General features: G+C 64.7%; 25 protein-coding genes and 2 tRNA genes. 17 read left to right on the forward strand and 10 right to left on the reverse strand.

Annotation, left to right across the window (positions count from 1 at the left end):
- From QPK27_RS25545 to QPK27_RS21070, 6 genes are all read right to left on the reverse strand, one after another.
- A partial coding sequence (locus QPK27_RS25545; protein WP_374047098.1) for a MerR family DNA-binding transcriptional regulator occupies positions 1-254 on the reverse strand: 254 nt, incomplete at its 3' end.
- Between the two features lie 510 nt (positions 255-764).
- Positions 765-1,424 (reverse strand): hypothetical protein, encoded by a 660-nt coding sequence (locus tag QPK27_RS21050; RefSeq protein WP_290420138.1) that lies wholly within the window; start codon positions 1,422-1,424, stop codon positions 765-767.
- A 94-nt stretch (positions 1,425-1,518) separates the two neighbouring features.
- Positions 1,519-1,866: a DUF3325 domain-containing protein gene (locus QPK27_RS21055; RefSeq protein ID WP_290420139.1), complete on the reverse strand. Its 348-nt coding sequence runs from the start codon at positions 1,864-1,866 to the stop codon at positions 1,519-1,521.
- Positions 1,863-3,530 carry a PepSY domain-containing protein gene (locus tag QPK27_RS21060; protein WP_290420140.1) on the reverse strand — a complete coding sequence of 556 codons (1,668 nt, stop codon included), beginning with the start codon at positions 3,528-3,530 and terminating at the stop codon, positions 1,863-1,865. The genes QPK27_RS21055 and QPK27_RS21060 overlap by 4 nt, the downstream gene beginning before the upstream one ends.
- Positions 3,527-3,814, reverse strand: coding sequence for a DUF3649 domain-containing protein (locus QPK27_RS21065; RefSeq protein WP_290420141.1), 288 nt, complete (start codon positions 3,812-3,814; stop codon positions 3,527-3,529). Before QPK27_RS21065 ends, QPK27_RS21060 begins: the two co-directional genes overlap by 4 nt.
- Positions 3,815-3,935: 121 nt before the next feature.
- Positions 3,936-4,655: a DUF4198 domain-containing protein gene (locus tag QPK27_RS21070; RefSeq protein ID WP_290420142.1), complete on the reverse strand. Its 720-nt coding sequence runs from the start codon at positions 4,653-4,655 to the stop codon at positions 3,936-3,938.
- Between the two features lie 193 nt (positions 4,656-4,848).
- On the opposite strand from QPK27_RS21070, the gene QPK27_RS21075 reads away from it, so the two are divergent.
- The 6 genes from QPK27_RS21075 to QPK27_RS21100 all read left to right on the forward strand — a co-directional run bounded on the left by QPK27_RS21075 (position 4,849) and on the right by QPK27_RS21100 (position 11,981).
- Positions 4,849-5,769, forward strand: a complete 921-nt coding sequence (locus QPK27_RS21075; RefSeq protein WP_290420143.1) for a patatin-like phospholipase family protein — start codon at positions 4,849-4,851, stop codon at positions 5,767-5,769.
- A gap of 14 nt (positions 5,770-5,783) precedes the next feature.
- Positions 5,784-6,191 (forward strand): heme-binding protein, encoded by a 408-nt coding sequence (locus tag QPK27_RS21080; protein ID WP_290420144.1) that lies wholly within the window; start codon positions 5,784-5,786, stop codon positions 6,189-6,191.
- A gap of 295 nt (positions 6,192-6,486) precedes the next feature.
- A complete protein-coding gene (carA, locus tag QPK27_RS21085) occupies positions 6,487-7,650 on the forward strand; it encodes a glutamine-hydrolyzing carbamoyl-phosphate synthase small subunit (protein WP_290420145.1) in 1,164 nt (387 codons plus the stop codon).
- The gene (gene carB, locus QPK27_RS21090) at positions 7,651-10,881 is read left to right on the forward strand and encodes a carbamoyl-phosphate synthase large subunit (RefSeq protein ID WP_290420146.1); all 3,231 of its coding nucleotides are present in this window, start codon (positions 7,651-7,653) and stop codon (positions 10,879-10,881) included.
- Between the two features lie 150 nt (positions 10,882-11,031).
- Entirely contained in the window at positions 11,032-11,505 is a 474-nt protein-coding gene (gene greA, locus QPK27_RS21095; RefSeq protein ID WP_290420147.1) for a transcription elongation factor GreA, read from the forward strand.
- The gene (locus QPK27_RS21100) at positions 11,505-11,981 is read left to right on the forward strand and encodes a DUF4149 domain-containing protein (RefSeq protein WP_290420148.1); all 477 of its coding nucleotides are present in this window, start codon (positions 11,505-11,507) and stop codon (positions 11,979-11,981) included. The genes greA and QPK27_RS21100 overlap by 1 nt, the downstream gene beginning before the upstream one ends.
- An 80-nt stretch (positions 11,982-12,061) precedes the next feature.
- On the opposite strand, the gene yhbY is transcribed toward QPK27_RS21100, so the two are convergent.
- Positions 12,062-12,532 (reverse strand): ribosome assembly RNA-binding protein YhbY, encoded by a 471-nt coding sequence (gene yhbY, locus QPK27_RS21105; protein WP_290420149.1) that lies wholly within the window; start codon positions 12,530-12,532, stop codon positions 12,062-12,064.
- Positions 12,533-12,574: 42 nt separating this feature from the next.
- Here yhbY and QPK27_RS21110 point away from each other — a divergent pair, with 42 nt between their 5' ends.
- From QPK27_RS21110 to QPK27_RS21135, 6 genes are all read left to right on the forward strand, one after another.
- The gene (locus QPK27_RS21110; protein ID WP_290420150.1) at positions 12,575-13,222 is read left to right on the forward strand and encodes an RlmE family RNA methyltransferase; all 648 of its coding nucleotides are present in this window, start codon (positions 12,575-12,577) and stop codon (positions 13,220-13,222) included.
- 284 nt (positions 13,223-13,506) lie between these two features.
- Entirely contained in the window at positions 13,507-15,390 is a 1,884-nt protein-coding gene (gene ftsH, locus QPK27_RS21115) for an ATP-dependent zinc metalloprotease FtsH (RefSeq protein ID WP_290420151.1), read from the forward strand.
- 60 nt (positions 15,391-15,450) lie between these two features.
- Positions 15,451-16,326 (forward strand): dihydropteroate synthase, encoded by an 876-nt coding sequence (gene folP, locus QPK27_RS21120; RefSeq protein ID WP_290420152.1) that lies wholly within the window; start codon positions 15,451-15,453, stop codon positions 16,324-16,326.
- Positions 16,327-16,347: 21 nt separating this feature from the next.
- Positions 16,348-17,688, forward strand: coding sequence for a phosphoglucosamine mutase (glmM, locus tag QPK27_RS21125; protein WP_290420153.1), 1,341 nt, complete (start codon positions 16,348-16,350; stop codon positions 17,686-17,688).
- Positions 17,689-17,772: 84 nt separating this feature from the next.
- Positions 17,773-17,849 (forward strand) — tRNA-Pro (locus tag QPK27_RS21130).
- A 105-nt stretch (positions 17,850-17,954) separates the two neighbouring features.
- Positions 17,955-18,031: transfer RNA gene (locus QPK27_RS21135), tRNA-Arg, on the forward strand.
- A 20-nt stretch (positions 18,032-18,051) separates the two neighbouring features.
- Here the strand turns inward: QPK27_RS21135 and QPK27_RS21140 are convergent.
- The 3 genes from QPK27_RS21140 to QPK27_RS21150 form a co-directional block, all read right to left on the reverse strand.
- Positions 18,052-18,429: a TerB family tellurite resistance protein gene (locus QPK27_RS21140; protein ID WP_290420154.1), complete on the reverse strand. Its 378-nt coding sequence runs from the start codon at positions 18,427-18,429 to the stop codon at positions 18,052-18,054.
- A gap of 200 nt (positions 18,430-18,629) precedes the next feature.
- Positions 18,630-18,917, reverse strand: coding sequence for a hypothetical protein (locus QPK27_RS21145; RefSeq protein WP_290420155.1), 288 nt, complete (start codon positions 18,915-18,917; stop codon positions 18,630-18,632).
- Entirely contained in the window at positions 18,914-19,645 is a 732-nt protein-coding gene (locus QPK27_RS21150) for a S24 family peptidase (protein ID WP_290420156.1), read from the reverse strand. Before QPK27_RS21150 ends, QPK27_RS21145 begins: the two co-directional genes overlap by 4 nt.
- Positions 19,646-19,817: 172 nt before the next feature.
- On the opposite strand from QPK27_RS21150, the gene QPK27_RS21155 reads away from it, so the two are divergent.
- From QPK27_RS21155 to QPK27_RS21175, 5 genes are all read left to right on the forward strand, one after another.
- Positions 19,818-20,036: an HP1 family phage holin gene (locus tag QPK27_RS21155; protein WP_290420157.1), complete on the forward strand. Its 219-nt coding sequence runs from the start codon at positions 19,818-19,820 to the stop codon at positions 20,034-20,036.
- Positions 20,037-20,133: 97 nt separating this feature from the next.
- Complete coding sequence (locus QPK27_RS21160) at positions 20,134-20,502, forward strand: DUF5710 domain-containing protein (protein ID WP_290420158.1); 369 nt, start codon at positions 20,134-20,136, stop codon at positions 20,500-20,502.
- Positions 20,503-20,578: 76 nt separating this feature from the next.
- The gene (locus tag QPK27_RS21165; protein ID WP_290420159.1) at positions 20,579-21,547 is read left to right on the forward strand and encodes an MBL fold metallo-hydrolase; all 969 of its coding nucleotides are present in this window, start codon (positions 20,579-20,581) and stop codon (positions 21,545-21,547) included.
- 108 nt (positions 21,548-21,655) lie between these two features.
- Complete coding sequence (locus QPK27_RS21170) at positions 21,656-23,536, forward strand: energy transducer TonB (protein ID WP_290420160.1); 1,881 nt, start codon at positions 21,656-21,658, stop codon at positions 23,534-23,536.
- A 137-nt stretch (positions 23,537-23,673) separates the two neighbouring features.
- Complete coding sequence (locus tag QPK27_RS21175) at positions 23,674-24,852, forward strand: polysaccharide biosynthesis/export family protein (RefSeq protein ID WP_290420161.1); 1,179 nt, start codon at positions 23,674-23,676, stop codon at positions 24,850-24,852.
- The last annotated feature ends 62 nt before the right edge of the window (positions 24,853-24,914 follow it).

Genomic DNA, 24,914 nt, shown 5'->3' on the forward strand with positions numbered 1-24,914 from the left:
CGGCTGCGCGCGCAAGGCTGGTGGCCTGCACGTTGTTCGGGGCAAGCGCGATGCGATGGACCAGGAACATTGCGCTTCCTTAGCGGATCAGGGCTAATACCCGAAAGGAGCGCTGCGACAGCGTAGCGGCGCTGGCCTCGCCCTGTTCTCGTCGGAGCGAGCCGCCCTGCCGCTTCCCAGCGACGCCACGTGCTGGTCGAAACGCCTAATGCCTTGGCAGCAGCGCCAATGGGAACAAGTTTGCTCATATGCATATGACTGCATATGTTCGAATGAGTTCCTCGCTAACTGTTAGAACCCACCTCCAATCAGGGTCAGAGTCGAATTGTTTGACAACTTTGTGAAATACTCTCAAGACAATTACTATGGCCAATAGCTTAGGAGAATCTTTCAGTCACGATAATTAGGGTCAGAGTCGAATTAAATGCAATTCTGAGGAATTGCTCAACAATTCGACTCTGACCCTAATTATTTTTCAGGGATTTGTGAATCGTAAGACAATGATTTATAAGGGTTGCCAAATCACGAAACGTTTCCATGGTCGAGTTGTATCCTGGCGGATTTTTTCAGCTCCGATTTCCTTGCAAATTAAAGAGGGTCAGAGTTGAATTAATCGGCAACTCTACAAGTTGTCAAACAATTCGACTCTGACCCTAATTGTCTTTTCGGAAACTTGCTGGGCGTAATCGTGGGATGTTGCTAGCTGAGCAGGTGGGCGCGGGAATTTGCTCAACAATTCGACTCTGACCCTCGTTGCCGGTGGGTCAGTGGAAGAGCAGCCAGGCGATCGCGCCGATGGTCAAGGCGATGATGCCGAAGTAGGTCCAGCCGAGGCGGCGGGCATGGGCCGGGTCGGTGACCATGCGGATGGTGCCGGGATTGCTGCGGTGGGCTTTTTTCTGGGCGTCGAGGCGGCTCTGGACATCTTCGACCATCTGCAGGCGGTCCAGGCCGCCGTTGGTGCCGGCATTGGCGCGGATGCGCTTGCGCAGGGCGCTGAAATCGGCGGGAGAGAGGATGTCGAACAGGATCAGTTCATACAGCATGTCGGCGGCGGTCTCGTTGTACAGGCCGGACGGGTCGCGCAGGGCGGCGGCGTGCTGGATCGGGGTGATCATGCCGTCGCGCAGCAGGCGGTCGAGAAAGCGCCCGTTGCGCAGGTCGTTGGCGCGTTCGATTTCCTGCAGCGCCGCCTGCAGGATGGTCTCGCGCTCGCAAGGCTCGTCGTCGAAGCTCGCCATGTCGTCGAGCTCGTCTTCGGAGATGATCTTGTGCGCATGCATCCAGGGCAGCTGCTGCACCGGATCGTGCAGTGCCAGGAAGGAAGCGCAGGCTGGATGGCGCTCGACGGCCATGCGCTGTCGCGCGGTAATCAGCTCGAGGGCTGCCAGACTGGCAAACGCATCGGCAGTTGAAGTCGTCATGATCGTCCCAGAAAATTCCAGATGGAATTTTAACTGAAAGTATCAATGGCGGGGCGGGGCACGGTTGGCGGCGGACGTGCCGCCGCCCGAAGGATCAACGCAGCAGCAGCGCGGCGGTCAGCAATGCGGCGGGCACGCCGATCCACGCCGCATGCACCACCTTGCGCGGCGCATACTGCAGCAACAAGGTCACCGTCCACGCCGCAATGGACAACACCCCGCACCACAGCACCGGCCCGATATGCCAGCCGCCGGCGCCGATGCAGGCGATGAACGACAGCGCCAGCCCGAGCCAGCCCAGCAGGAGCATGCGTCGCCGGGTGGCGGGACCCGCTTCCTTGCCGCGGCCGTGAATGTCGGCGTAATGACGGTCCATCACGATGCCCTTGGCGGCGAAGCCGCTGAAGGCGAGCGCGGCGCCGCTCAGGATCAGCATGCTCATGCGGCCTCCAGCGGCGTGGGTTGAACGGCGGCGGCAGCCGGCGCGGCGGACTTGGCCGCGGCCTGGCGCTTGCCCTTGCCCTTGAGGCCGAGCCACCAGGCGGCCCAGCCGAGCAGGGCGCCGAGCAGCAGCGTCACCAGGTCGAAGCCGGCCACCGGCCGCAGGCCCGGGCCGCCGAACAGCGTCACGCCCAGGTGGGTGCCGGTGGTGAAGAAGTTCAGCAGCGGCAGGCCGCCCAGCAGCCCGGCGCCCAGCATCAGCTGGAAGCGCCACATGCCGCGCGTCGGCCTTATCTGGGCCAGGATCGCGCACGCGGCCCAGGCGGCAAAGAAGCAGTTGGCCTCCATATTGGTGCGCTGCGCCAGGTCGAGCGGCAGCAGCCGGTTCGACCAGAAGTAGACCGCGAACGCGACCGGCAGGCCGGCGATGGCGCCGATGTTGAGGGCGTCGACCAGGCGCACGCCGAAGCCCACCTTGCCGCCGGCCGCCACCACCTTGGCGTACTTCTGGCGCTCCTTCACGCCCCACAGCAGGGCGCCGGTGGCGACCATCGCGCAGCCGGCCAGGCCGCAGATGAAGAACAGGGCGCGCAGCAGCGGATCGGCGAAGTGCGCCAGGTGTAGGCCGTAGATCGCGGCGCGCGCCGACAGCGTGGTGCTGATCGGGCCGGTGGACGCGACCAGCGCGCCGGTGGCGCCGTTGAAGGTCATCGACGGCTCCAGGTTCGACAGCTGACGGCCCGAGGGGCGGAACAGTTCGACCTTGGCGTTGGCGTCGTTCGGGTGGCTGACCACGATGCGGGTCGGCGCTTCGCCCCAGGCGCGTTCGGCCTGCTGCAGCATCGGCGCTATATTCGCCAGCGGCGCGGCCACGCCTGCCGGCTTGGTGCGGTCGACGTTCATGAAGACTTCGGCGAACATGGTGTTCTGGTCCTCGCCATACAGCGCCTTGGTGGGCGACGGCATGTACATGAACATCAGCGTCACCAGGCCGGTGTAGGTGATCATCAGGTGGAACGGCAGCGCCAGCACGGCGGTGGCGTTGTGGGCGTCGAGCCAGGAGCGCTGGCCCTTCCTGGGCCGGAAGGTGAAGAAGTCCTTGAAGATGCGTTTATGGGTGATCACGCCGCTGACGATCGCCACCAGCATGAACATGGCGGCGATGCCGACGATCCAGCGGCCCCAGAGCGCCGACATGTAGTACAGGTCGAAGTGCAGGCGGTACAGGAATTCGCCGCCGCGGGTATCGCGCGGCGCGGCGGTATGCTGGCCGGTGATCGGGTCCAGGGTGACGTTTTGCAGGCGGAAGGCGGCGCGGCGCTCTTCGCGGCTCATGCCTTTCCTGGGCGGGTTGGTCCAGCCGGCCACGATCAGCGGGTTGCGCTCGGACGGCAGGTCGATGAACCAGGCGCTGGCCTGCGGCGCGCGCTGCTGCAGTTCGCGCACGATCAGCGTGGCCGAGGCGGCGGCCGGAATGGTCGCCGGCGCCTCGGCCGCCTTGTGCAGTTCGGGCTTCATCCAGAACGTGATCTCGTGCCGGTAATAGGCCGCGGTGCCGGCCATGAACACCAGCAGCAGCAGCCAGCACACCAGCAGGCCGGCCCAGGTATGCACCCACGACATCGACTGGCGCAGGCCTTCCTTCACTACCACGCCTTCCTTCATGACGCGCTCCCGGCGATCCACAGCGCGGCGCCGAGCACTGCGCTGCTGATTGCGATGCCGCCCCAGGCGCGGGTGGCGCTGCTGGTGGCGAACACCCACAGGATGGCGCAGGTGTACACCACGAACGACAGCAGGGTGGCGAGGGTGACCGCATCGGCGCGCGGCAGCGGCAGCGCAAGGGCGGTCAAGGCGATGGCGATCGAGGTCAGCACGTAGCCGCCGCCGATCGCGGCAAGCGTGCGCGAAGCGACGGCGCCGCGGTAGCGCCAGGTGGTGGGAGTCATGATGTTCGGCCTTTCTGGTGGAGCGCGATACAACGTCTGCAACGGATGATGGACAAGTAACCAGCGACGGCGGCGCGATGCGACCACGCCGCCGCTCAAGCGCCTGATGCGAACGACGCGATCAATGCTTCGGATTCGGCGCCATCACCGGACCGGCCGCCATCGCCGCCAAACCGGTTGGCTGCACGAACGACAGCGAGGTGACGTAGGTCGCGCTGGCGTAAGGCTTGCCGGCGCGCTGGCCCGGGGTCTTGTCGACGTGCTCGGCTTCCAGCACGTAGGCGCCTTTCCACGGCAGGTCGAACTTCACGGCCCCGGCGGCATCCGACTCGGCTTCCTTGGACCAGCCGTTCGGGATCACTGCGTGCACCTTCACCTTCGGCAGCGGCTGGCCTTTGTAGAACACCTTGAACTCGCCCAGCTTGCCGGTCGGGACGATGTCGAAGGCGAGCTTCGGCTGGCGCGCGGCAAAGCCGTTCACCAGGCGCGCCGCCGGCGCCCACACGTGGGTCAGGGTCTTGCCGTCTTCCTTGGTTTCCCAGGTCGGATAGGCATTGTCTTCGGCGACGATCGACTCGCCTGCACCCGGAACGCCCGACAGCACGAAGCCTTGCGCGGTCTTGTCCAGCTTCAGCGCCTGCTCGCCCTTGGCGCCGACCAGGATCGCCTTTGGCGCCACGAACATGTCGAGCAGGCCGGGCGTGGTTTCGCGCTGGTTGTCGCCGAACTCGCCGAACTGCAGCTTGACGGCCTTGCCGTCCTGCTCGAGCCAGACGTGGTGCGCCTGGGCGGCGGGAGCGGCGAAGGCAAGGGCGAGGGATGCGAGCAGGATCTTGTTCATGGAGTGATTTCTCTTTCTTGTAAGGGCTGGGGTGGAATGCCGATGTCACGCCGGGATCGTGTCGGGCACGCATGCGCACCCATCGGTTTATAGGCAAGAATTATAATGCGAATCATTCTCATTTCCAAACCTTTTAGACGGCCGGCTCGGTACGCCGATGTACAATCGCGTCTCGTTCCATTCCCGTTGCCCTATGTTCTCTCGTCGTTCTTCCTTATTGGCCTGCGCGGCCCTGTTCCTGACCGCTTGCGGCAGCACCCCGACTCCACCGCCGGCCGCCCCGGCGCAAGCGGCGCCGGTCCAACCGAAGAAAGTGCGCATCGGCCTGGCCCTGGGCGGCGGCGCCGCGCGCGGCTTCGCCCACATCGGCGTGATCAAGGCGCTGGAAGCGCAAGGCATCAACCCCGAGATCGTGGTCGGCACCAGCGCCGGCTCGGTGGTCGGTTCGCTGTATGCCTCGGGCCTGAACGGCTTCGCACTGCAAAAGGCTGCGCTGGCGATGGACGAAGCCACCATCTCGGACTGGGCGCTGCCGCTGTTCTCCAAGTCGACCGGCCTGCTCAAGGGCGAGGCGCTGCAGAACTACGTCAACAAGGCGGTCGGCGGGGTGCCGATGGAAAAGCTCAAGCTGCGCTTCGGCGCCGTCGCCACCGACCTGAAGACCGGCCAGCCGATCCTGTTCAACCGCGGCAACACCGGCATGGCGGTGCGCGCCTCGTCGAGCGTGCCGAGCGTGTTCCAGCCGGTCGTGATTGGTGGGAAGACGTATGTCGACGGCGGCCTGGTGGCGCCGGTGCCGGTGCGCTTCGTGCGCGAGATGGGCGCCGACTTCATCATCGCGGTGAACATCTCGAGCGCGACCGAAGGCGCGGCCACCGCCAGCTCGCTCGACGTCCTGATGCAGACCTTCAGCATCATGGGCCAGCGCCTGAACCACTTCGAACTGAAGGACGCCGACATCGTCATCACGCCGGCGCTCGGCAATATGGGATCGAGCGACTTTGGCGGGCGCAATATGGCGATCCTGGCCGGCGAGCAGGCCGCCGCGGCCGTCATGCCGCAGATTAAAGCGAAGTTGAAACTCAAGCAGTATCCGGTACCAGCATCACGTTAAATCACAGGAAACACATGAACACCAAACCTTATCTGACCCTGCAGGACGCCAAGACCATCGGCGCCGCCGCCGAAGCCGAAGCCGTCGCCAACGGCTGGAACGTCTCGATCGCGATCGTCGACGATGGCGGCCACCTGCTGTGGCAGCAGCGCCTGGACGGCGCGCCGCCGGTGTCGTCGTACATCGCACCGGCCAAGGCCAATACCGCGGCCCTGGGCCGCCGCGAATCGAAGATCTACGAGGACGTGGTCAACAACGGCCGCATGTCGTTCCTGAGCGCGCCGAAACTGGAAGGCATGCTGGAAGGCGGCGTGCCGGTGATCGTCGATGGCCACGTGATCGGCGCGGTCGGCGTGTCGGGCGTGAAGTCGGAGCAGGACGTGCAGATCGCGCGCGCCGGCATCGCGGCGCTGGGCGCTTGAGGCCGTAAACCGGGTCTTGGCGCAATGTAAAGCAAGGTTTCACCAAGGCAGTAAAAAGCGGCGCCCCATGTCATCCACCGACATGTGGGCGCCTTTTTTGTGCCGTTGCAGCATTGCCGAAGGGCTCGAATCGGGCTATAATTCGGAAGTTTAACTAATTCAAACCTCAGCCGTAGCGCATACCACCATCCCTCATTCAACTTGACTTCCAACCCCTGGCGAGATGGTATTGCCGTGGGCGGTTGGATGTCGGTCTGACGTGGCGCAGCTACGGTAACTTTTTCGGGAGTTACCCTTGCCGCCATTTTTTTCTGGCTCAGCCGTCCCGGCCATCCTGGCCCTTGCCGACGGAACGATTTTCAAAGGATATTCCATTGGCGCCACCGGTCACACGACCGGCGAAGTGGTCTTTAATACCGCTATCACTGGCTACCAGGAAATCCTCACCGACCCCAGCTACTCGCGTCAGATCGTCACCCTGACGTACCCGCACATCGGCAACTACGGCGTCAACAGCGCCGACGTGGAAGCGTCGAAAGTCCACGCCGCCGGTCTGATCATCCGCGACCTGCCGCTGCTGGCCTCGAATTTCCGTTCCACCCAATCGCTGTCGGACTACCTGAAGCAAGAGAACGTGGTCGCCATCGCCGGCATCGATACCCGCAAACTGACCCGCATCCTGCGCGAGAAGGGCGCCCAGGCCGGCGCGATCCTGACCGGCGCCCAGGGCGCCGAGCCGAGCGAAGCGCAGGCACTGGAACTGGCGCGTTCGTTCCCGGGCCTGTCGGGCATGGACCTGGCCAAGGTGGTGTCGGTGAAAGAGCCGTACGTGTTCACCGAGACCGAATGGAAGCTGGGCGAAGGCTTCGGCAAGCAGGACAACCCGCAGTACCACGTGGTCGCCTTCGACTACGGCGTCAAGCGCAACATCCTGCGCATGCTGGCCGAGCGCGGCTGCAAGGTCACCGTGCTGCCGGCGCAATCGACCGCTGCCGACGCCCTGGCACTGAACCCGGACGGCATCTTCCTGGCCAACGGCCCGGGCGACCCGCAGCCGTGCGACTACGCCATCAACGCCTCGCGTGAACTGATCGAGAAGGGCATCCCGACCTTCGGCATCTGCCTGGGTCACCAGATCATGGCGCTGGCCTCCGGCGCCAAGACCTTCAAGATGAACTTCGGCCACCACGGCGCGAATCACCCGGTGCAGGACCTGGATTCGAAGAAGGTCCTGATCACGTCGCAGAACCACGGCTTCGCCGTCGATCCGGAGTCGCTGCCGGATAACTGCCGCGTGACCCACGTGTCGCTGTTCGACGGCTCGCTGCAGGGCTTCGAGCGCACCGACAAACCGGCGTTCTGCTTCCAGGGCCACCCGGAAGCCTCGCCCGGCCCGACCGACGTCGCCTACCTGTTCGACCGTTTCATCAGCCTCATGCAAGCACCGGAGAAGAAATAAATGCCAAAGCGTTCTGATATCAAAAGCATCCTGATCATCGGCGCGGGTCCGATCGTCATCGGCCAGGCGGTCGAATTCGACTATTCCGGCGCCCAGGCCTGCAAGGCCCTGCGCGAAGAAGGCTACAAGGTCATCCTGGTCAACTCGAACCCGGCGACCATCATGACCGACCCGGAAACGGCCGACGTCACCTACATCGAGCCGATCACCTGGAAGGTGGTCGAGCGCATCATCGAGAAGGAACGTCCGGACGCAATCCTGCCGACCATGGGCGGCCAGACCGCGCTGAACTGCGCACTGGACCTGCACCGCGAAGGTGTGCTCGATAAATACAAGGTCGAACTGATCGGCGCTTCGCCGGAGGCGATCGACAAGGCCGAAGACCGCGCCAAGTTCAAGGACGCGATGACCAAGATCGGCCTCGGTTCGGCGCGCTCGGGCGTGGCGCACTCGATGGAAGAATCGTGGGCGGTGCAGCGCGAGCTTGGCTTCCCGACCATCATCCGTCCGTCGTTCACGATGGGCGGCAGCGGCGGCGGCATCGCCTACAACGCCGAAGAATTCGAAGCCATCTGCAAGCGCGGCCTGGAAGCCTCGCCGACCAACGAGCTGCTGATCGAAGAGTCGCTGCTCGGCTGGAAAGAGTACGAGATGGAAGTGGTCCGCGACAAGAAGGACAACTGCATCATCATCTGCTCGATCGAAAACCTGGATCCGATGGGCGTGCACACCGGCGACTCGATCACCGTGGCGCCGGCGCAGACGCTGACCGACAAGGAATACCAGATCATGCGCAACGCGTCGATCAACGTGCTGCGCGAGATCGGCGTCGACACCGGCGGCTCGAACGTGCAGTTCGCGATCAATCCAAAGGACGGCCGCATGATCGTCATCGAGATGAACCCGCGCGTGTCGCGTTCGTCGGCGCTGGCGTCGAAAGCGACCGGCTTCCCGATCGCGAAAGTCGCGGCCAAATTGGCGGTGGGCTTCACGCTCGATGAACTGCGCAACGAGATCACCGGCGGCGCCACCCCGGCATCGTTCGAGCCGTCGATCGACTACGTGGTCACGAAGATCCCGCGCTTCACCTTCGAGAAATTCCCGACCGCCGACAAGCACCTGACCACCCAGATGAAATCGGTGGGCGAGGTGATGGCCATGGGCCGCACCTTCCAGGAATCGTTCCAGAAAGCGCTGCGCGGCCTGGAAGTCGGCGTCGACGGCCTGAACGAAAAGACGCGCGACCGCGAGAAGATCGAAGAGGAACTGGGCGAGCCGGGTCCCGAGCGCATCTGGTACGTGGGCGACGCCTTCGCCCAGGGCTTCACGCTGGAAGAAGTGCACAATCTCACCAAGATCGATCCGTGGTTCCTGGTGCAGATCAAGGAGATCGTCGACATCGAACTGTGGCTGGAAACCCAGACCCTGGAGTCGCTCGACAAGAACGTGCTGTACAAGTTGAAGCAGAAGGGCTTCGCCGACCGCCGCCTGGCCTTCCTGCTGAAGGTCGAGCCAAGCGCGGTGCGCGCGCGTCGCCACGCATTGGACATCCGTCCGGTGTACAAGCGCGTCGACACCTGCGCCGCGGAGTTCGCGACCAATACCGCCTACATGTACTCGACGTACGACGAAGAGTGCGAGTCGAATCCGACGGATAAAAAGAAGATCATGGTGCTGGGCGGCGGTCCTAACCGCATCGGCCAGGGCATCGAGTTCGACTACTGCTGCGTCCATGCGGCGCTCGCCATGCGCGAAGACGGCTACGAGACCATCATGGTCAACTGCAATCCCGAGACCGTGTCGACCGACTACGATACCTCGGACCGCCTGTACTTCGAATCGCTGACGCTGGAAGACGTGCTCGAGATCGTGGAGCTGGAAAAGCCGGTCGGCGTGATCGTGCAATATGGCGGCCAGACGCCATTGAAACTGGCGCTGGACCTGGAAGCCAACGGCGTGCCGATCATCGGCACCTCGCCGGACATGATCGACGCCGCCGAAGACCGCGAGCGCTTCCAGCAACTGCTGCAGGAACTCGGCCTGCGCCAGCCGCCGAACCGCACTGCGCGCACCGAAACCGAAGCGCTGGCGCTGGCGTCCGAGATCGGCTATCCGCTTGTGGTGCGTCCTTCCTACGTTCTGGGTGGCCGCGCGATGGAGATCGTGCACGAGCAGCGCGACCTGGAGCGCTACATGCGCGAAGCGGTCAAGGTGTCGAACGATTCGCCGGTGCTGCTGGACCGCTTCCTGAACGACGCCATCGAAGTCGACGTCGACTGCATCTCGGACGGCGAAGCCACCTTCATCGGCGGCGTGATGGAACACATCGAGCAAGCCGGCGTGCACTCGGGCGACTCAGCCTGCTCGCTGCCGCCGTACTCGCTGTCGCAGGCGACCATCGATGAACTCAAGCGCCAGACCTCGCTGATGGCGAAAGCCCTGAACGTGGTCGGCCTGATGAACGTGCAGTTCGCGATCCAGCAGACCGAGGAAAACGGCCAGACCGTGGACACTGTCTATGTGCTGGAAGTGAACCCGCGCGCCTCGCGTACCGTGCCGTTCGTGTCGAAGGCGACCGGCCTGCAGCTGGCGAAAATTGCCGCGCGCTGCATGGTCGGCCAGACCCTCAGCAGCCAGGGCATCGAGAAGGAAGTGATCCCGCCGTTCTACAGCGTCAAGGAAGTCGTGTTCCCGTTCGTGAAGTTCCCGGGCGTCGACACCATCCTGGGACCGGAAATGAAGTCGACCGGCGAAGTGATGGGTGTCGGCACCTCGTTCGGCGAAGCTTTCGTCAAGGCCCAGCTGGCGGCCGGCGTCACGCTGCCGAAGTCGGGCACCGTGTTCCTGTCGGTGAAGGGTTCGGACAAGCCGCGCGCGGTGGCCGTTGCCCGCGACCTGGTGGCGCTCGGCTTCACCCTGGTCGCGACCAAGGGCACCGCCGCCGTGATCAGCGCCGCCGGCTTGCCGGTGCGCGCCGTGAACAAGGTGCTGGAAGGCCGTCCGCACGTGGTCGACATGATCAAGAACCACGAGATCGTGATGGTCGTGAACACGGTCGAGGAAAAGCGCAGCGCGGTGAACGATTCGCGCACCATCCGCACCTCGGCCCTGGCCTCGCGCGTGGTGACCTTCACCACCATCTTCGGCGCCGAAGCGGCGATCGAGGGCATGCGTCACATCGACGAACTGCGCGTGTACGATTTACAAGGTCTGCATAAAACCTTACACTAAGCACACGTAGTACCCATCAACCACAGAGTTCGCGCGGCCCTGGCGCCGCGTGCCTCTGTGGTTTTCGCTTTACTGTGCTTCGCGCGGCGATTGTCGAGCGAGGAGCGGGAAGCATGCGGTAAACTTGAATTCACACTAACGCAGAGAACCATGAACACTCCATTGACCAAATTCGGCGCGGAACTCCTGAAGGAAGAGCTGCACCAGCTCAAGACCAAGGAGCGCCGCAACGTGATCGATGCGATCGCCGAGGCGCGTTCGCATGGCGACCTGTCCGAGAACGCCGAGTACGATGCCGCCAAGGAGCGCCAGGCCTTCGTCGAGGGCCGCATCGCCGAGCTGGAAGGTAAACTCAGTACCGCCCAGATCATCGACCCGGCCACCCTGGACGCCGAAGGCCGCGTGGTGTTCGGCGCCACCGTCGACCTGGAAGACCTGGAAAACGGCCAGAAGGTCAGCTACCAGATCGTCGGCATCGATGAAGCCGACCTGAAGCTGAACAAGGTCTCGGTGACCTCGCCGATCGCGCGCGCCCTGATCGGCAAGTACGCCGAAGACGTGGTCGAAGTGCAGGCCCCGTCGGGTCCGCGCGAGTACGAAATCCTCGAAGTGCGTTACGTCTGATGACGCAAGCCGCAGCCGTCACGACCGGTTCCGGCCGCCTGCCGGCGGCGCGCCTGCTGGTGGCGGCGCTGTGGGCGGGTAGCCTGTGGGCGCTCGGCTACATCGCGGCGCCGGCGGCGTTCGCCACGCTCGAGAGCGGGCAAGCGGGCAACCTGGTGGCGAGCCTGCTCACGCGCCAGGCCTGGCTGTCGATCGCCTGCGCGCTGCTGCTGTTCGTGCTGCTGTGGCGCTCAAGCGACCTGGCGCCGGCGCGCAAGCGCTTCCTGAACCTGCTGGTGCTGGCGATGCTGGCCTGTGCGCTGGTGATCTTCGTCGGCCTGCAGCCGGCGATGGCGCATCTGCGCGAATTGGCTGGAGAAGGGGGCGTGCGCGCTTCGCCGTACTGGACCCGGTTCGCGGTGATGCATGGGGTGTCACAGCTGTTCCACGTCGTCCAGAGCATTCTGGGAGCGTGGCTGCTCATCAGAGTTCGGTGATTCCGTCCGTAGGGTTGGCGGCGGAGCCGCCAACCCTACGCGAGCAGACATAAAAAACCGGGTCGCCCCGGTTTCTGGAATTACTTGTTCAGCAAATTCTTCTTGGTGCTGGTCTGACGCGGCTTGGCGCGCTTGATGTTGCCGCCGGCGGTGACGCGTTCGTTCCCCTTCAGCATGACCTTGGTGACGCTCGGCTTCTTGGTGCCGCTGGCGCTGGCCTTGACGATGGTGACTTCGCGCATGCCCGGACCGGCCTTGCCGCTGCGTTCCTTGACGGCTTCCTTCTTCGGGCGATACAGCACCAGCAGCTTGCCGATGTGCTGGACCGGGGCGGCGTCGAGGTCGGCGCAGATCTGCTCGTACATGGCGACGCGCGCTTCGCGGTCGTCGCCGAACACGCGCACCTTGATCAGGCCGTGGGCGTCCAGGCTGGCGCCGATTTCCTTGATCACGGATTCGGTAAGGCCGGCTTCGCCGATCATGACCACAGGGTTGAGCCCGTGTGCTTCTGCGCGCAGGGCGCTGCGCTCGGCCGGAGTGAGTTTAATCATAATAAATCTTAGATGTACCTATAAAAGCAGTATTCTACGCGAATGGCCAAGAACAAATTAAACAAAAACTGGTTGCACGACCACATTAACGATCCGTACGTCAAACTGGCGCAGAAAGAGGGCTACCGCGCCCGCGCCGCCTACAAGCTCAAGGAAATCGACGAGAGCGAAAAGCTGATCAAGCCGGGCCAGACCATCGTCGACCTCGGCTGCACCCCGGGCAGCTGGGCCCAGTACACCCGGCGCAAGCTGGCCGGCGCGCTTGACGGCGGCATCCACGGCACCATCATCGGCCTCGACATCCTGCCGATGGAGCCGGTGGCCGACGTCCATTACATCCAGGGCGATTTCCGCGAGGAAGAGGTGCTGGACCAGCTCGACGACGTGCTGGCCGGGCGCAAGGCCGACCTGGTGCTGTCCGATATGGCGCCGAATCTGTCGGGGATCGGCCACGCCGATGCGGCGCGCATGGAACATTTGATCGACCTGGCGATCGAATTTTCACAAATGCATTTGAAGCCCGGCGGCGCCTTGTTGGTGAAGTGTTTTAAAGACATGGGTTTCACCCAGATCCTGGAGAAATTCCGTACCGAATTCAAGGTCGTGAAACAGATCAAGCCCAAAGCCAGCCGCGACAAATCGTCCGAGATTTTCCTGCTGGGCCGTGGCCTCAAGAATCCCGCCGAATGAGGTGCGGGGTGCTAGCAGGTAGCCGAATGGCTGGCGATAAAAATCGTTGATCCAAGGCAGGAAATTGCTCTTGAAATCGCCATTCACGGCCGCACATCACCCCCGTGTTCGTTTGTCTGGTGGTGTATGTTGGTGAATACGCGCCAGTATTAGCGATAATGAAGTGTATTTCTTGCACTATTGCAGGCGTTGCGTGGCAGCGTCGGCGTATTCCGAGTAAAATCGGCGAGTAAAATCGGCAGTCTGAAATCGGTAGAGATGCACATCGCATCGGAGGAGTTTTCGTGAATAATATGTTTTCCAAATCCGCCATCTGGGTGGTCGTCGCGCTGCTGTTGTTCATGCTGTTCAAGCAGTTCGACACCCACAGCGTCGCCGGCGGCAGCAAGACCATCGCTTATTCCGAGCTGCTCGATGAAGTGAAGGCGCGCCGCATCAAGGAAGTGCTGATCGAAGGTCAGAACATCACCGCGGTCAAGAGCGACGACACCAAGGTGCGCGCTACCGCCACCATCCTCGACCGTGGCCTGATCGGCGACCTGCGCGAGAACGGCGTGCGCTTCGACGTCAAGCCGCCTGAAGAGCCAGGTTTCCTGCAGCAGGTGTTCATCTCGTGGTTCCCGATGCTGCTCCTGATCGGCGTGTGGGTGTTCTTCATGCGCCAGATGCAGGGCGGCGGCAAGGGCGGCGCGTTCTCCTTCGGCAAGTCGAAGGCGCGCATGCTGGATGAAACCAACAACACCGTTACCTTCACCGACGTCGCCGGTTGCGACGAGGCGAAAGAAGAAGTGTCGGAGATCGTCGACTTCCTGAAAGACCCGACCAAGTTCCAGAAGCTGGGCGGCCGTATTCCACGCGGCGTGCTGATGGTCGGTCCTCCGGGCACCGGTAAAACCCTGCTGGCACGCGCCATCGCCGGCGAAGCCAAGGTGCCGTTCTTCTCGATCTCGGGTTCCGACTTCGTCGAGATGTTCGTCGGCGTGGGTGCGTCCCGCGTGCGTGACATGTTCGAGAATGCCAAGAAGCATTCGCCTTGCATCATCTTCATCGACGAGATCGACGCGGTCGGCCGTCACCGCGGCGCCGGCATGGGCGGCGGCAACGACGAACGCGAACAGACGCTGAACCAGCTGCTGGTCGAGATGGACGGGTTCGAAGCGCAATCGGGCGTGATCGTGATCGCCGCCACCAACCGCGCCGACGTGCTGGACAAGGCGCTGCTGCGTCCGGGCCGTTTCGACCGCCAGGTGATGGTCGGCCTGCCGGACATCCGCGGCCGCGAACAGATCCTGAACGTGCACATGCGTAAAGTGCCGATCGGCACCGACGTGAAGGCCGACATCCTGGCGCGCGGCACCCCGGGCTTCTCGGGCGCCGACCTGGCCAACCTGGTCAACGAAGCCGCGCTGTTCGCCGCCCGCCGCAGCAAGCGTCTGGTCGAGATGATCGACTTCGAAGATGCCAAGGACAAGATCTACATGGGTCCGGAGCGCAAGTCGATGGTGATCCGCGAGGAAGAGCGCCGCAACACCGCTTACCACGAGTCGGGCCACGCGGTGGTCGCCAAGCTGCTGCCGAAGGCCGATCCGGTGCACAAGGTCACGATCATGCCGCGCGGCTATGCGCTGGGCCTGACCTGGCAGTTGCCCGAGCACGACGCGCTGTCGGGCTACAAGGACAAGATGCTCGAAGAAATTTCGATCCTGTTCGGCGGCCGTATCGCCGAAGAGATCTTCGTCGGCCAGATGTCGACCGGCGCCTCGAACGACTTCTCGCGTGCCACCAAGCTGGCCCGTTCGATGGTGACCCGCTTCGGCATGTCCGAGAGCATGGGCGTGATGGTGTACGAAGACAGCGAGAACGAAGGCTTCTTCGGCGGCGCCACCAAGACCATCTCGGAAGCGACCCAGCAAAAGGTCGACGCCGAGATCCGCGCCATCCTCGACAGGCAGTACGCGCTGGCGCGCCGTCTGCTGGAAGAGAACCGCGACAAGGTCGAAATGATGACCAAGGCGCTGCTCGACTGGGAAACCATCGACACCGAGCAGATCAACGACATCATGGCCGGCCACGAGCCGCGCCAGCCGAAGACGGTGTTGACCAAGCGCTCGCCGCCTGGCGACAGCGGCTCGGGCGGTGTGGCGCCAAATGCCACCGCACCGGCCTGACGCTGTCTGACTCACTCCAAAGGCACCCGTCAGGGTGCCTTTTTTCGTTTACCTCGTGCCATGAACAAGCAACTCCAATGCGGCCGTTTCAGCTTCGAGCTGGACGGGCCGGACTCCCTGCGCCCGGTCGTGATGGGCATCCTGAACGTGACCCCGGATTCATTCTCGGACGGCGGCCGTTACCAGGGCCTCGAATTCGCCCTCGGCCACGCCGAGGACATGATGCGTGACGGCGCCACCATGATCGACATCGGCGGCGAATCGACCCGCCCCGGCGCGCCCAGCGTTCCGTTGGACGAGGAACTGCGGCGCGTGATGCCTGCCCTGTACGCGCTCAAGACGCTCGACGTCGCCTTGTCCGTCGACACTTGCAAACCGCAGGTGATGCGCGAAGCGCTGATCGCCGGCGCCGACATGATCAACGACATCAATGGCTTCCGCGCGTCCGGCGCCCTGGATGCCGTGCTCGACAGTGATTGCGGCCTGTGCGTGATGCACATGCAGGCCACGCCCGAGACCATGCAGCAGGCGCCGCAGTACGCGGACGTGGTGGGCGAGGTGATTGCCTTCCTGCGCGAGCGGGTGGACGCGATGACCGCGGCCGGCATCGAGCGTTCGCGCATCTGCGTCGATCCGGGCTTCGGCTTCGGCAAGACCGTCGAACATAACTACGCGCTGTTGAACGGCCTGGGCCGTATTCGCGACGAACTCGACCTGCCGGTGCTGGCCGGCATGTCGCGCAAGTCGATGATTGGCGCCGTCACCGGGCGGCCACTCGAGGGAAGAATGCCTGGAAGCATCGGTGCGGCATTGGCTGCGGTAGCGCATGGCGCTAGAATCGTGCGTGTGCATGATGTGGCAGAGACCGTCGATGCGCTGAAGGTGTGGCATGCGGCGATGAACCCGGGCGCAAGCGTGAGCGCTGCAACCGTTTGAAATTTTAAGAAAGAGAACAAGATGGCACGCAAATATTTCGGAACTGACGGCGTACGTGGCCTGGTGGGCGTCGCACCGATCACCCCCGAGTTCGTCATGCGCCTCGGCTACGCCGCCGGCACTGTCCTGGCCAAGGGCGCAAAGTCGAGCGGCGGCCGTCCGGTGGTGCTGATCGGCAAGGACACCCGCATCTCCGGCTACATGCTGGAAGCGGCGCTGGAAGCCGGTTTCTCGGCCGCCGGCGTCGATTCGATGCTGGCCGGCCCGATGCCAACCCCGGCCATCGCCTACCTGACCCGCGCCCTGCGCCTGCAGGCCGGCGTGGTGATCTCGGCCTCGCACAACCCGTTCCAGGACAACGGCATCAAGTTCTTTTCGCGCCACGGCACCAAGCTGCCGGATTCGGTCGAGCTCGAAATCGAGGAAGCGATCGACCAGCCGATGGGTTGCGTGCCATCCGACAAGCTGGGGCGTGCGACGCGCCTGCGCGATGCCCAGGGCCGCTACATCGAATTCTGCAAGAGCACCTTCCCGAATGAACTGGACCTGCGCGGCCTGAAGATCGTGGTCGACAGCGCCCACGGCGCCGCCTACAACATCGCGCCGCATGTGTTCCACGAACTCGGCGCCGAAGTCATCTCGATCGGCGCCCAGCCGGACGGCTTCAACATCAACGCCGGCTTCGGCGCCACCGCGCCGAAAGCGCTGTCCGAAGCCGTGGTGGCCAACAAGGCCGACCTCGGCATCGCGCTGGACGGCGACGCCGACCGCCTGATCATGGTCGACGCCAATGGCCGCGTCTACAACGGCGACGAGTTGCTGTACGTGATGGTGCGCGACCGTATGAGCACCGGCCCGGTGGCCGGCGCCGTCGGCACCCTGATGACGAACATGGCGCTGGAAGTGGCGTTCAAGCAGATGGGTATCGGTTTCGCGCGCGCCAAGGTCGGCGACCGCTACGTGTTGGAAGTCATGAACGAGCGCGGCTGGCTGCTGGGCGGCGAAGGTTCGGGCCACCTGCTGGCGCTGGACAAGCACACCACCGGCGACGGCATCGTCTCGGCATTGCAGGTGCTGTCGGCGCTCAAGCGCGGCAACAAGTCGCTGGCCGACTGCTGCGCCGAATTGACGCTGTTCCCGCAGACCCTGATCAACAAGAAGGTCACGCCGGGCTTCGACTGGACCAGCGATCAGGCCCTGGTGGCCGAGAAGGAAGCGGTCGAGCGCGAACTGGGCGACAACGGCCGGGTGTTGATCCGTGCTTCGGGCACCGAGCCCCTGATCCGCGTGATGGTCGAGGCCAGGGAAGCGGACATGGCCGAGAGCATGGCGCGGCGCATCGCCGACAAGCTGGCGGCATAAAACACCCATGAATGAGCGCACGGGCCGGCGACGGCATCCGGCGCGCATTGACGCCTCGCCCTGGCAGGAGTATTATCCGCCCTACGGAGTGTAGCGCAGCCCGGTAGCGCACCTGGTTTGGGACCAGGGGGTCCAAGGTTCGAATCCTTGTACTCCGACCATGAATACGATAGCGGGCTGTCCTGGACAGCCCGTTTTCTTTTTGCGCTTCCGTTGCGACATCGTCGCAGCGCCGTTGCAGTGCCGAACTGCAGTGCCAACAATGACTGCCCATAGCTCAGTTGGATAGAGCATTAGCCTTCTAAGCTAAGGGTCGCTGGTTCGAATCCAGCTGGGCAGGCCAAGAAATCTTCCTGTTACCGCTTATGCTGCTGTGTCGAGCACCGACTCCGGCTCGGCCCACGCATTTACTGCGCGGCGCAACAGCCTGCGCTCGCGGTGATCGATCACGCTGTCGGCGCGCGCGATTTCCAGCATGCCTTTCAATACCGTCGCACGCAGCGCCGGATCCTGCACCTCCGCCAGCAGCCGGTCGATCGTGTCCGGCTCGATATCGACCATGCCCGGTTCGCGCTTGCGGCTGGTGGCCAGCAAGTCCTGGCACAGTTCGCCGGCGGTCTCATCAAACGTGTCTTCGCTGACCCGCAGCACCCCGAGCAGTCCGCTGCGGTGCAGGGTCTTGAGCTCCTGCGGGGCCAGGCGGCCGTCGGCGATCATGGCCAGGGCCAGCAGGCGGCTCATGGCTTTGGGACTGTCAGTAGGGTAACTTCGCATTGCTTCCTCGCTTCAAAATGAACTGGAGTCATCAATATACGGGCCGCAGAATCCAAAGTAAAATCGAATAATCCTTTTCCACGATCAGATTATTTCGATGTGTTTTTGGGCGCCGCTGCAGACCAGGGCCGCAGTCTGGCGGTTCGCATGCCTGCGGCAGCGCGGCATCAGAACGGCAGTTCGCGCGTATCCGGTGGCGGCGTGTCGAGGTCGACCGGATGTTCTTCGATGTTCTCCAGGTCGAGTTCTGCGAGCAGGGTGGACGTATCGAAGGTCGCGTAGGCGCGCCGCTTGCCGGCCTTGATCGACACCAGCATGATTGGCAAGCCGGGAAAATACGGCGTCAATCGCGCCAGCAGCGCGTCGCCCATGCCGGCGCCGAGATAGCGTGCCGGTGCAAAGGCAAGCGCGATGCGCACACCGCGCACGCTGACGATGCCGGCGCGCAGTTTCAAATCCGATCGCTTTCCTTGCGCACCACACGCCCGATGACGATGCAGTCGCCGCCCTGGCACAGCTTGCGGTGGTACTTGCCCTTGTCGACGTTGTCCGAGGTTAGCCACCACTGGCCGGCGTCGCGCGCGAGCCGCTTGACCACCGCTTCTCCCTCATAGTTGAACGCATACACGGCCCCGTCGACCAGCTTGGTATCCAGGGTGTTGATGACCACGATGTCACCGGCGTACAGCGACGGTTCCATGCTCTCGCCCTTGACGTAGATCGCAATCAGGTGTGTCGGGTTGTACTGGTTGCGCTCGAGCCAGGTGCGGCGCATGCCGAGCGTGCCGCCATCGCGCCGCTCCGGCTCGGTCTGGTACCCGGTGATGCCGGCCGACAGGCGCAGCTTGACCATCGGGATCTGGACGAAGCCGTCGTCGTCATTCTCGGCGCTGACGACGCGCATCGCCTCGCTCACATCGACAGCCGACTCGCCCCACGGCTTGCCGGACATCGGCGCCAGGATATCGGCCGGCAGGCTCTTGCCGGTGACCCTGGCGATCGCCAGCAGTTGCTTGAGGTTGGGGCTGTGCTTTTCGTTCTCCCAGTGCGAGATGTTGGCCTTGGTATGGCCGCGCTCAGTGCCGAGCTCGAGCGCGAGCCTGGCGCCAAGCGCCGCCCCGGACAGCCCCGCCGCGGTCCGTGCATCGCGCACCCACCCGGCAATCATCGTTTGAAGTTCCATAAACGTATGGTATAGCAAAGCTATACGCGTTTGTATAGTTTTTCTTGACTCGGGTTGTTTAGTTTTTCTATACTTTGTCATCAGTATTGATTTAGCACAGAGCGTTGTACGAGACGTCGCTCAGACAACAATCGCTGTATGCATGCCGGCTGGCCGGGACGAAGGAGACACCGTGTTGAACCAACAATTTGATCTGACCAGGCTAGCCGCTTATCTCGGCAGTGTCATGGCAATGTGGGACGGCTGGACACTGGCGGACGCGAGCATCCTGGTCGGCATCGTCACCGCGTTGCTCAGCTCGGTTGCGAACCTGGTCTACACCTACCGCAAGGACCGGCGCGAGCAGCGTGCCAGCGACGCCGCGGCTGCGCGACTCGAGAAAGATCAATGAGCTTCGCCGGCACCAGGCGCCTGGCCTGCCGATAAGCAGTCGCCTGGCTGTACAATGGCGCCCCACCACGATAACGACGTTGGAGTACCTTCCGCCCATGGTTTTATTGAACGTTCCCTATGCCGAAAAGGACGCCGCCAAGGCCCTCGGCGCCCGCTGGAATCCAACCCGGCGCCGCTGGTACGTGCCGGACGGCGTCGCCGCCGAACCCTTTGCCAAGTGGGTCGACGGCGCCGCAGGAGCGGCCGGTGCGGCGGCTCCGGGCACAGCCCCGGCCGCGGCTCGCCCCGGCCGGGTCGACAGCTACCAGGGCAAGACCGTGGTCGGCGCCAACTACCTCGAACTGGGGCACGACTGCAATCCGCTCGAACCTTGTCCGGTCTGCAGCGGACAACTGGCCGGCACGCCGTGGGCCCAGGCCCAGGCGGGTCTGCATGCGGTGATCGTCGGCCTGTCCGGCAAGTGAACGCCTGCCGCCCGGGCTTCGTGATAGCGTCACGGTAGGGCGAGCCGGGCGGTTCGCCGGTTTCTGGAGACCGTTCATGCGCCTTGCCCGTCTGTTTGCCGTCTGTGTCGTCGTCAGTGCCACCGTCGCCGGCTTGCTCGGTCCGCAGCAACAGGCGTTCGCCCAGGCGCCCGCATCCGACGCCAATGCCGGCCAGGTCGTCACGCTGGAACTCCCGGCCGGCGACGCGCCGGTCGACAACAGCCAGGGCACGGTGCAGTTCATCGGCACCGCCACCGTGCTGATCCGCTACCAGGGATTCACGATCCTGACCGACCCGAATTTCCTGCACAAGGGCGACCACGTACACCTCGGCTACGGCCTGACCTCGGAACGCAAGACCAATCCCGCCATCAGCTTCGACGGGTTGCCGCCGATCGACCTGGTGCTGCTGTCGCATTTCCACGGCGACCACTTCGACCAGCTGGTGCAGAAGCGTCTCGACCGCGCAGTCCCGATCGTCAGCACGCGCCAGGCCGCCGCCAGCCTCAGGAAGCTCGGCTTCAAGCGCGTTACCGGCCTCAGCCCATGGGACCGGCTCGAGGTCAGCAAGGGCCAAAGCCGGATGCGCGTGACGGCCACGCCGGGCCGCCATGGGCCGGCCGGCGTAGCGGCGCTGCTGCCCAAGGTGATGGGATCGGTGCTCGATTTCGGCGTCGATGCAGCACGTCCCGATTACCGCATGTACATCAGCGGCGACACCCTCGTGATCGACGATATCAAGCAGGTGCCGCAGCGTTTTCCCGGCATCGACCTGGCGCTGCTGCACCTGGGCGGCACCCGCATCCTGGGCGTGGTCAAGGTGACGATGGACGGCAAGGACGGCGTGCGCATGATGCAGGTGGTGCGGCCGCGCAAGACCATTCCGATTCACTACAACGACTACGACGTCTTCAAGTCGCCGCTCGAAGATTTCGCGCGCGAGGTCAAGGCGGCCGGACTCGAGCGTGACGTGGTGTACCTGGCGCACGGCGAAACCTATACCTTCAAGCCGACCAGGCGCTGACCTGCGTCATGCAGCGGTGCGGCGTGGAAGACGCATCGTATCGTGCGCGTCTCGCATTACTGCTGAGTAAACGTTAAGATGCCAGCTTGACAATTGATCAAGCCCGACATGCCTTCAGCGTCCGCACGCAGTCGCTCTCCCGCCACGATCCGCAGCGACCGCCGCCTTGGCGCCGGCATCGCCGTGTCGGTGCTGCTGCACGCACTGGTGCTGTCGCTGCAATTCGGCGTGCCGGGGCTCGGTCTGGGCAGCGGCGGGCCGATCACCGTGACGCTGGCGCCGGATGCGGCGCCGGTTGATGCTCCACCTGTCTCCGCTTCAGTACCGCTCGCTGCGCAATCCGTGCCACCCGTGCCTGCCGCCACCCCGCCCGCTCCCGTCGCAGTGCCCACCCCGGCACCCGTGCCAGTGCCGGCACCGGAACCTGCTCGGGTGAACGGCCTGCGCCTGGTCGACCTGCCGCCCCCGCCCCCGCCGCCGCCGGCAGTCGAGATTGCGAAGCCGGCGTCCGCCCAGGTCCGGCCCAAGCGCGGCAAGCCCGGCATCGAACGGCGTGTGCGCGAAGTGCCGGCGCCGGTGATCGTGGCCGCGCCGAATCCGGATTCCGAATTCAGCCTGCCGCTGCCGGAGGTTGTGCCGGCATCCATTCCCGAACCGGCTCCGCTGCTGGCGCAGGAAACCGGGGACGAGGGCGCAACGCCACCGCTGGCGCAGTCCACTATCGAAGACACCGTCACCGGCACGGACGACGAGGCCGAGGAACTGGCGCGGCGTGCAGCCGACGAACAACGCCAGCGCGCGCTGGAAGAAGCGCAGGAGCGCGAACGGATCGCCCAGCAACAGGCGGCCGACGAGGCCCAGGCGGCGCAGCGGGAAGCGCAGGAACGGCTGGCGCGCCAGCAACTCGAACAGCAGCAGAGGCAGGCGCAGGAGCAAGCACTGCTGGCACGCCAGGAGCAGGAACGAGTCGCCGAGGAAGCGGCGCGGGCGGCGCGCGCCAACGACGAATCGATGCGCCAGCGCGAAGCGCAAGAACTGGCGTCACGCCGGCTCGCCGAGCAGCGCGCTGCCGAGCAGGCCGCCTTGCAGGCGCAGGCTGCCGCGCAAGAGCGCGCCAGCGCGGAAGCACTGCGCCTGGCCCAGGCGCAGGAACAGGCCGAACGCCAGCGTCTCGAGGCGCAACGTCTGGCGCAGGAGGAACAAGCGCGTGCACAGGCCGAGCGTCAACGTATCGAGGCGCAGCGCCTGGCCCGGGAACAGGCCGAGCGCGAGCGCATCGAAGCGCAGCATCGCCTGGCGCAAGAGCGTGCGCGCCAGCAAGCCGATGAGCGCGCCCGTGCAGACGCCGAACGGCTGGCGCGCCAGCAAGCGGACGAGGCCGCCCGCAGGTCCGCGGCCGAGCGCCTGCAGGCCCAGGGACCCGGGCTGGCTCCCGGAAGCGGCCAGCCCGGCAGTTCGGGTCTGGGCGCCGGCGGCCCGGGTGCCGGCAACGGCGCGGGCAGCGGCGCCGGCGATCTGTCGCAACCGGGGGCGCTGGCCGGCATCCCGGGCAGCCGCGCACGCGAGCTGCTGCGCGGCCTGACCATCCCCGGCGCCGGCGTTGCGCTGCCGGCAGCCCGGCGTGACGATCCGCGCCGCGCACTGGCCGATGGCGGCGAGCGCGACGCGCCGCTGCGCCTGTACGTCGACAGCGTGCGCCAGAAACTCGAGCGCAACGCCGTGCTGGGCGGCGCGCGGCTGGCGCTGCGCGACGTGCGCATCGACCCGCTGGTCAGCCTGGCCCTGCGCAGCGACGGCAGCATCGACGAGGTGACCATCGTCCGTTCCAGCGGCAGGGCCGACATGGACGAGGCGGTGCGCCGCTTTGTGCGTCTCAATGCACGTTATTCGGCGTTTCCGCCGAACGTCGCCGCACGCTTCGACGTCATCGAAATCCGCCGCATCTGGCGCTTCACGGACGGCCTCAAGTTGCTGGAAGAGATGCGCTGACCTGGTGCTTGCATGACCGTCCCGGCCGCGCGCCGTGCCCGATTGCCTTTTGACCAGCTGCAAAGCCAAGCCCGATAGACGCCGTACTCTGGACTGCATCGTTCAAGTACCGCGACTATTTTTGATAGGCAACAATCATGGCTTTGTTTCGTTCCGTTGCAGGCACTGCCTGGCGCCGTCCAGGCGCTGGCCGCACCTTCTCCGGTGCCGCGTTACTTCTCCCGATGCTGGTCCTGGTGTTGCTCCTGACCGGCTGCGCTTCCGGCGCCGGCATCGGGTTCGGTGAAGCGGCGCGCTCGGGCGGCGGCGGCGAATCGTCTGCGCCGCCCACCGAGCTGATCACCGAGAACCTGATCGCCAACGAGCGCCAGGCCAATGCCGCCGCGGCGCGGCAAGACCTGTCGCCGCTGTTCGTGCAGCATCCGCCTCCGTATACGATCGGGCGCGGCGACATCCTCTCGATCGTGGTCTGGGACCATCCCGAACTGGCGGCCGGCGGCATGACCATGGCCACGTCCGCGGCGGATGCCGGCGTGGTCCAGCCCAACGTCACGCCGCCCGGTTTCGCGGTCGACCACCAGGGCCGCATCCAGTTTCCGCTGGCCGGCCTGCTGCCGGTCGAAGGCCTGACCGAGGAACAGGCGCGCGCGCTGCTGACCAAGAAGCTGGCGCGCTACATCGCCAATCCCAACCTGACCCTGCGCGTGCAGGCCTACCGCAGCCGCCGCGTGTACGTCGACGGCGAAGTGCGCCTGCCCGGGCTGCAGGCCATCGACGACATCCCGATGACGCTGGTCGAGGCGATCAACCGCGCCGGCGGCATGCAGCCCACGGCCGACCAGAGCCGCATCGTGGTCGAGCGCGGCGACGCGCGCTACACCGTCAACATGCGCGAGCTGGTGCAGAAGGGCGTCAACCCGGGCACCATCCTGCTGGCGCACGGCGACGTGGTGCGCGTGCATTCGCGCGACGAAAGCAAGGTATTCGTCTCGGGCGAGGTGATCACGCCGCGCGCGCTGACGATGCACAACGGCCGCCTGACGCTGAACGAAGCGCTGGGCGAGACCGGCGGCATCAGCCCGCTGAGCGGCGACGCGCGCCAGGTGTATGTGGTGCGCAAGACCGCCGAGCGTACCCGCGTGTTCCGGCTCGATGCGCGCGACTCGGGCGCGCTGGCGATGGCCGAGACGTTCGAATTGCGGCCCAAGGACGTGGTCTACGTGGCTGCTTCGCCGCTGGCCAACTGGAACCGTAACCTGAGCCTGATCTTCCCGGGGGCGCTGACCAACGCGGTCGGTGTCACCAACCGGCCATGAGCGGCATCCTCGAGCGTCCCTGAACCTGCCAGATCATTCCTGAACAGCCGCCAGTGTCCATG

Origin of the sequence: Massilia sp. YIM B02443 (assembly GCF_030411955.1) — a bacterium.
Classification (GTDB): Bacteria; Pseudomonadota; Gammaproteobacteria; order Burkholderiales; family Burkholderiaceae_D; genus Telluria.

What these genes read in the sequence shown, in the direction of transcription:
- QPK27_RS21050 (WP_290420138.1), bottom strand. Translation starts at nt 1,424, where the DNA reads ATGACGACTTCAACTGCCGATGCGTTTGCCAGTCTGGCAGCCCTCGAG.
- QPK27_RS21055 (WP_290420139.1), bottom strand. Translation starts at nt 1,866, where the DNA reads ATGAGCATGCTGATCCTGAGCGGCGCCGCGCTCGCCTTCAGCGGCTTC.
- QPK27_RS21060 (WP_290420140.1), bottom strand. Translation starts at nt 3,530, where the DNA reads ATGAAGGAAGGCGTGGTAGTGAAGGAAGGCCTGCGCCAGTCGATGTCG.
- QPK27_RS21065 (WP_290420141.1), bottom strand. Translation starts at nt 3,814, where the DNA reads ATGACTCCCACCACCTGGCGCTACCGCGGCGCCGTCGCTTCGCGCACG.
- QPK27_RS21070 (WP_290420142.1), bottom strand. Translation starts at nt 4,655, where the DNA reads ATGAACAAGATCCTGCTCGCATCCCTCGCCCTTGCCTTCGCCGCTCCC.
- QPK27_RS21075 (WP_290420143.1), top strand. Translation starts at nt 4,849, where the DNA reads ATGTTCTCTCGTCGTTCTTCCTTATTGGCCTGCGCGGCCCTGTTCCTG.
- QPK27_RS21080 (WP_290420144.1), top strand. Translation starts at nt 5,784, where the DNA reads ATGAACACCAAACCTTATCTGACCCTGCAGGACGCCAAGACCATCGGC.
- carB (WP_290420146.1), top strand. Translation starts at nt 7,651, where the DNA reads ATGCCAAAGCGTTCTGATATCAAAAGCATCCTGATCATCGGCGCGGGT.
- greA (WP_290420147.1), top strand. Translation starts at nt 11,032, where the DNA reads ATGAACACTCCATTGACCAAATTCGGCGCGGAACTCCTGAAGGAAGAG.
- QPK27_RS21100 (WP_290420148.1), top strand. Translation starts at nt 11,505, where the DNA reads ATGACGCAAGCCGCAGCCGTCACGACCGGTTCCGGCCGCCTGCCGGCG.
- yhbY (WP_290420149.1), bottom strand. Translation starts at nt 12,532, where the DNA reads ATGATTAAACTCACTCCGGCCGAGCGCAGCGCCCTGCGCGCAGAAGCA.
- QPK27_RS21110 (WP_290420150.1), top strand. Translation starts at nt 12,575, where the DNA reads ATGGCCAAGAACAAATTAAACAAAAACTGGTTGCACGACCACATTAAC.
- folP (WP_290420152.1), top strand. Translation starts at nt 15,451, where the DNA reads ATGAACAAGCAACTCCAATGCGGCCGTTTCAGCTTCGAGCTGGACGGG.
- glmM (WP_290420153.1), top strand. Translation starts at nt 16,348, where the DNA reads ATGGCACGCAAATATTTCGGAACTGACGGCGTACGTGGCCTGGTGGGC.
- QPK27_RS21140 (WP_290420154.1), bottom strand. Translation starts at nt 18,429, where the DNA reads ATGAGCCGCCTGCTGGCCCTGGCCATGATCGCCGACGGCCGCCTGGCC.
- QPK27_RS21150 (WP_290420156.1), bottom strand. Translation starts at nt 19,645, where the DNA reads ATGGAACTTCAAACGATGATTGCCGGGTGGGTGCGCGATGCACGGACC.
- QPK27_RS21160 (WP_290420158.1), top strand. Translation starts at nt 20,134, where the DNA reads ATGGTTTTATTGAACGTTCCCTATGCCGAAAAGGACGCCGCCAAGGCC.
- QPK27_RS21165 (WP_290420159.1), top strand. Translation starts at nt 20,579, where the DNA reads ATGCGCCTTGCCCGTCTGTTTGCCGTCTGTGTCGTCGTCAGTGCCACC.
- QPK27_RS21170 (WP_290420160.1), top strand. Translation starts at nt 21,656, where the DNA reads ATGCCTTCAGCGTCCGCACGCAGTCGCTCTCCCGCCACGATCCGCAGC.
- QPK27_RS21175 (WP_290420161.1), top strand. Translation starts at nt 23,674, where the DNA reads ATGGCTTTGTTTCGTTCCGTTGCAGGCACTGCCTGGCGCCGTCCAGGC.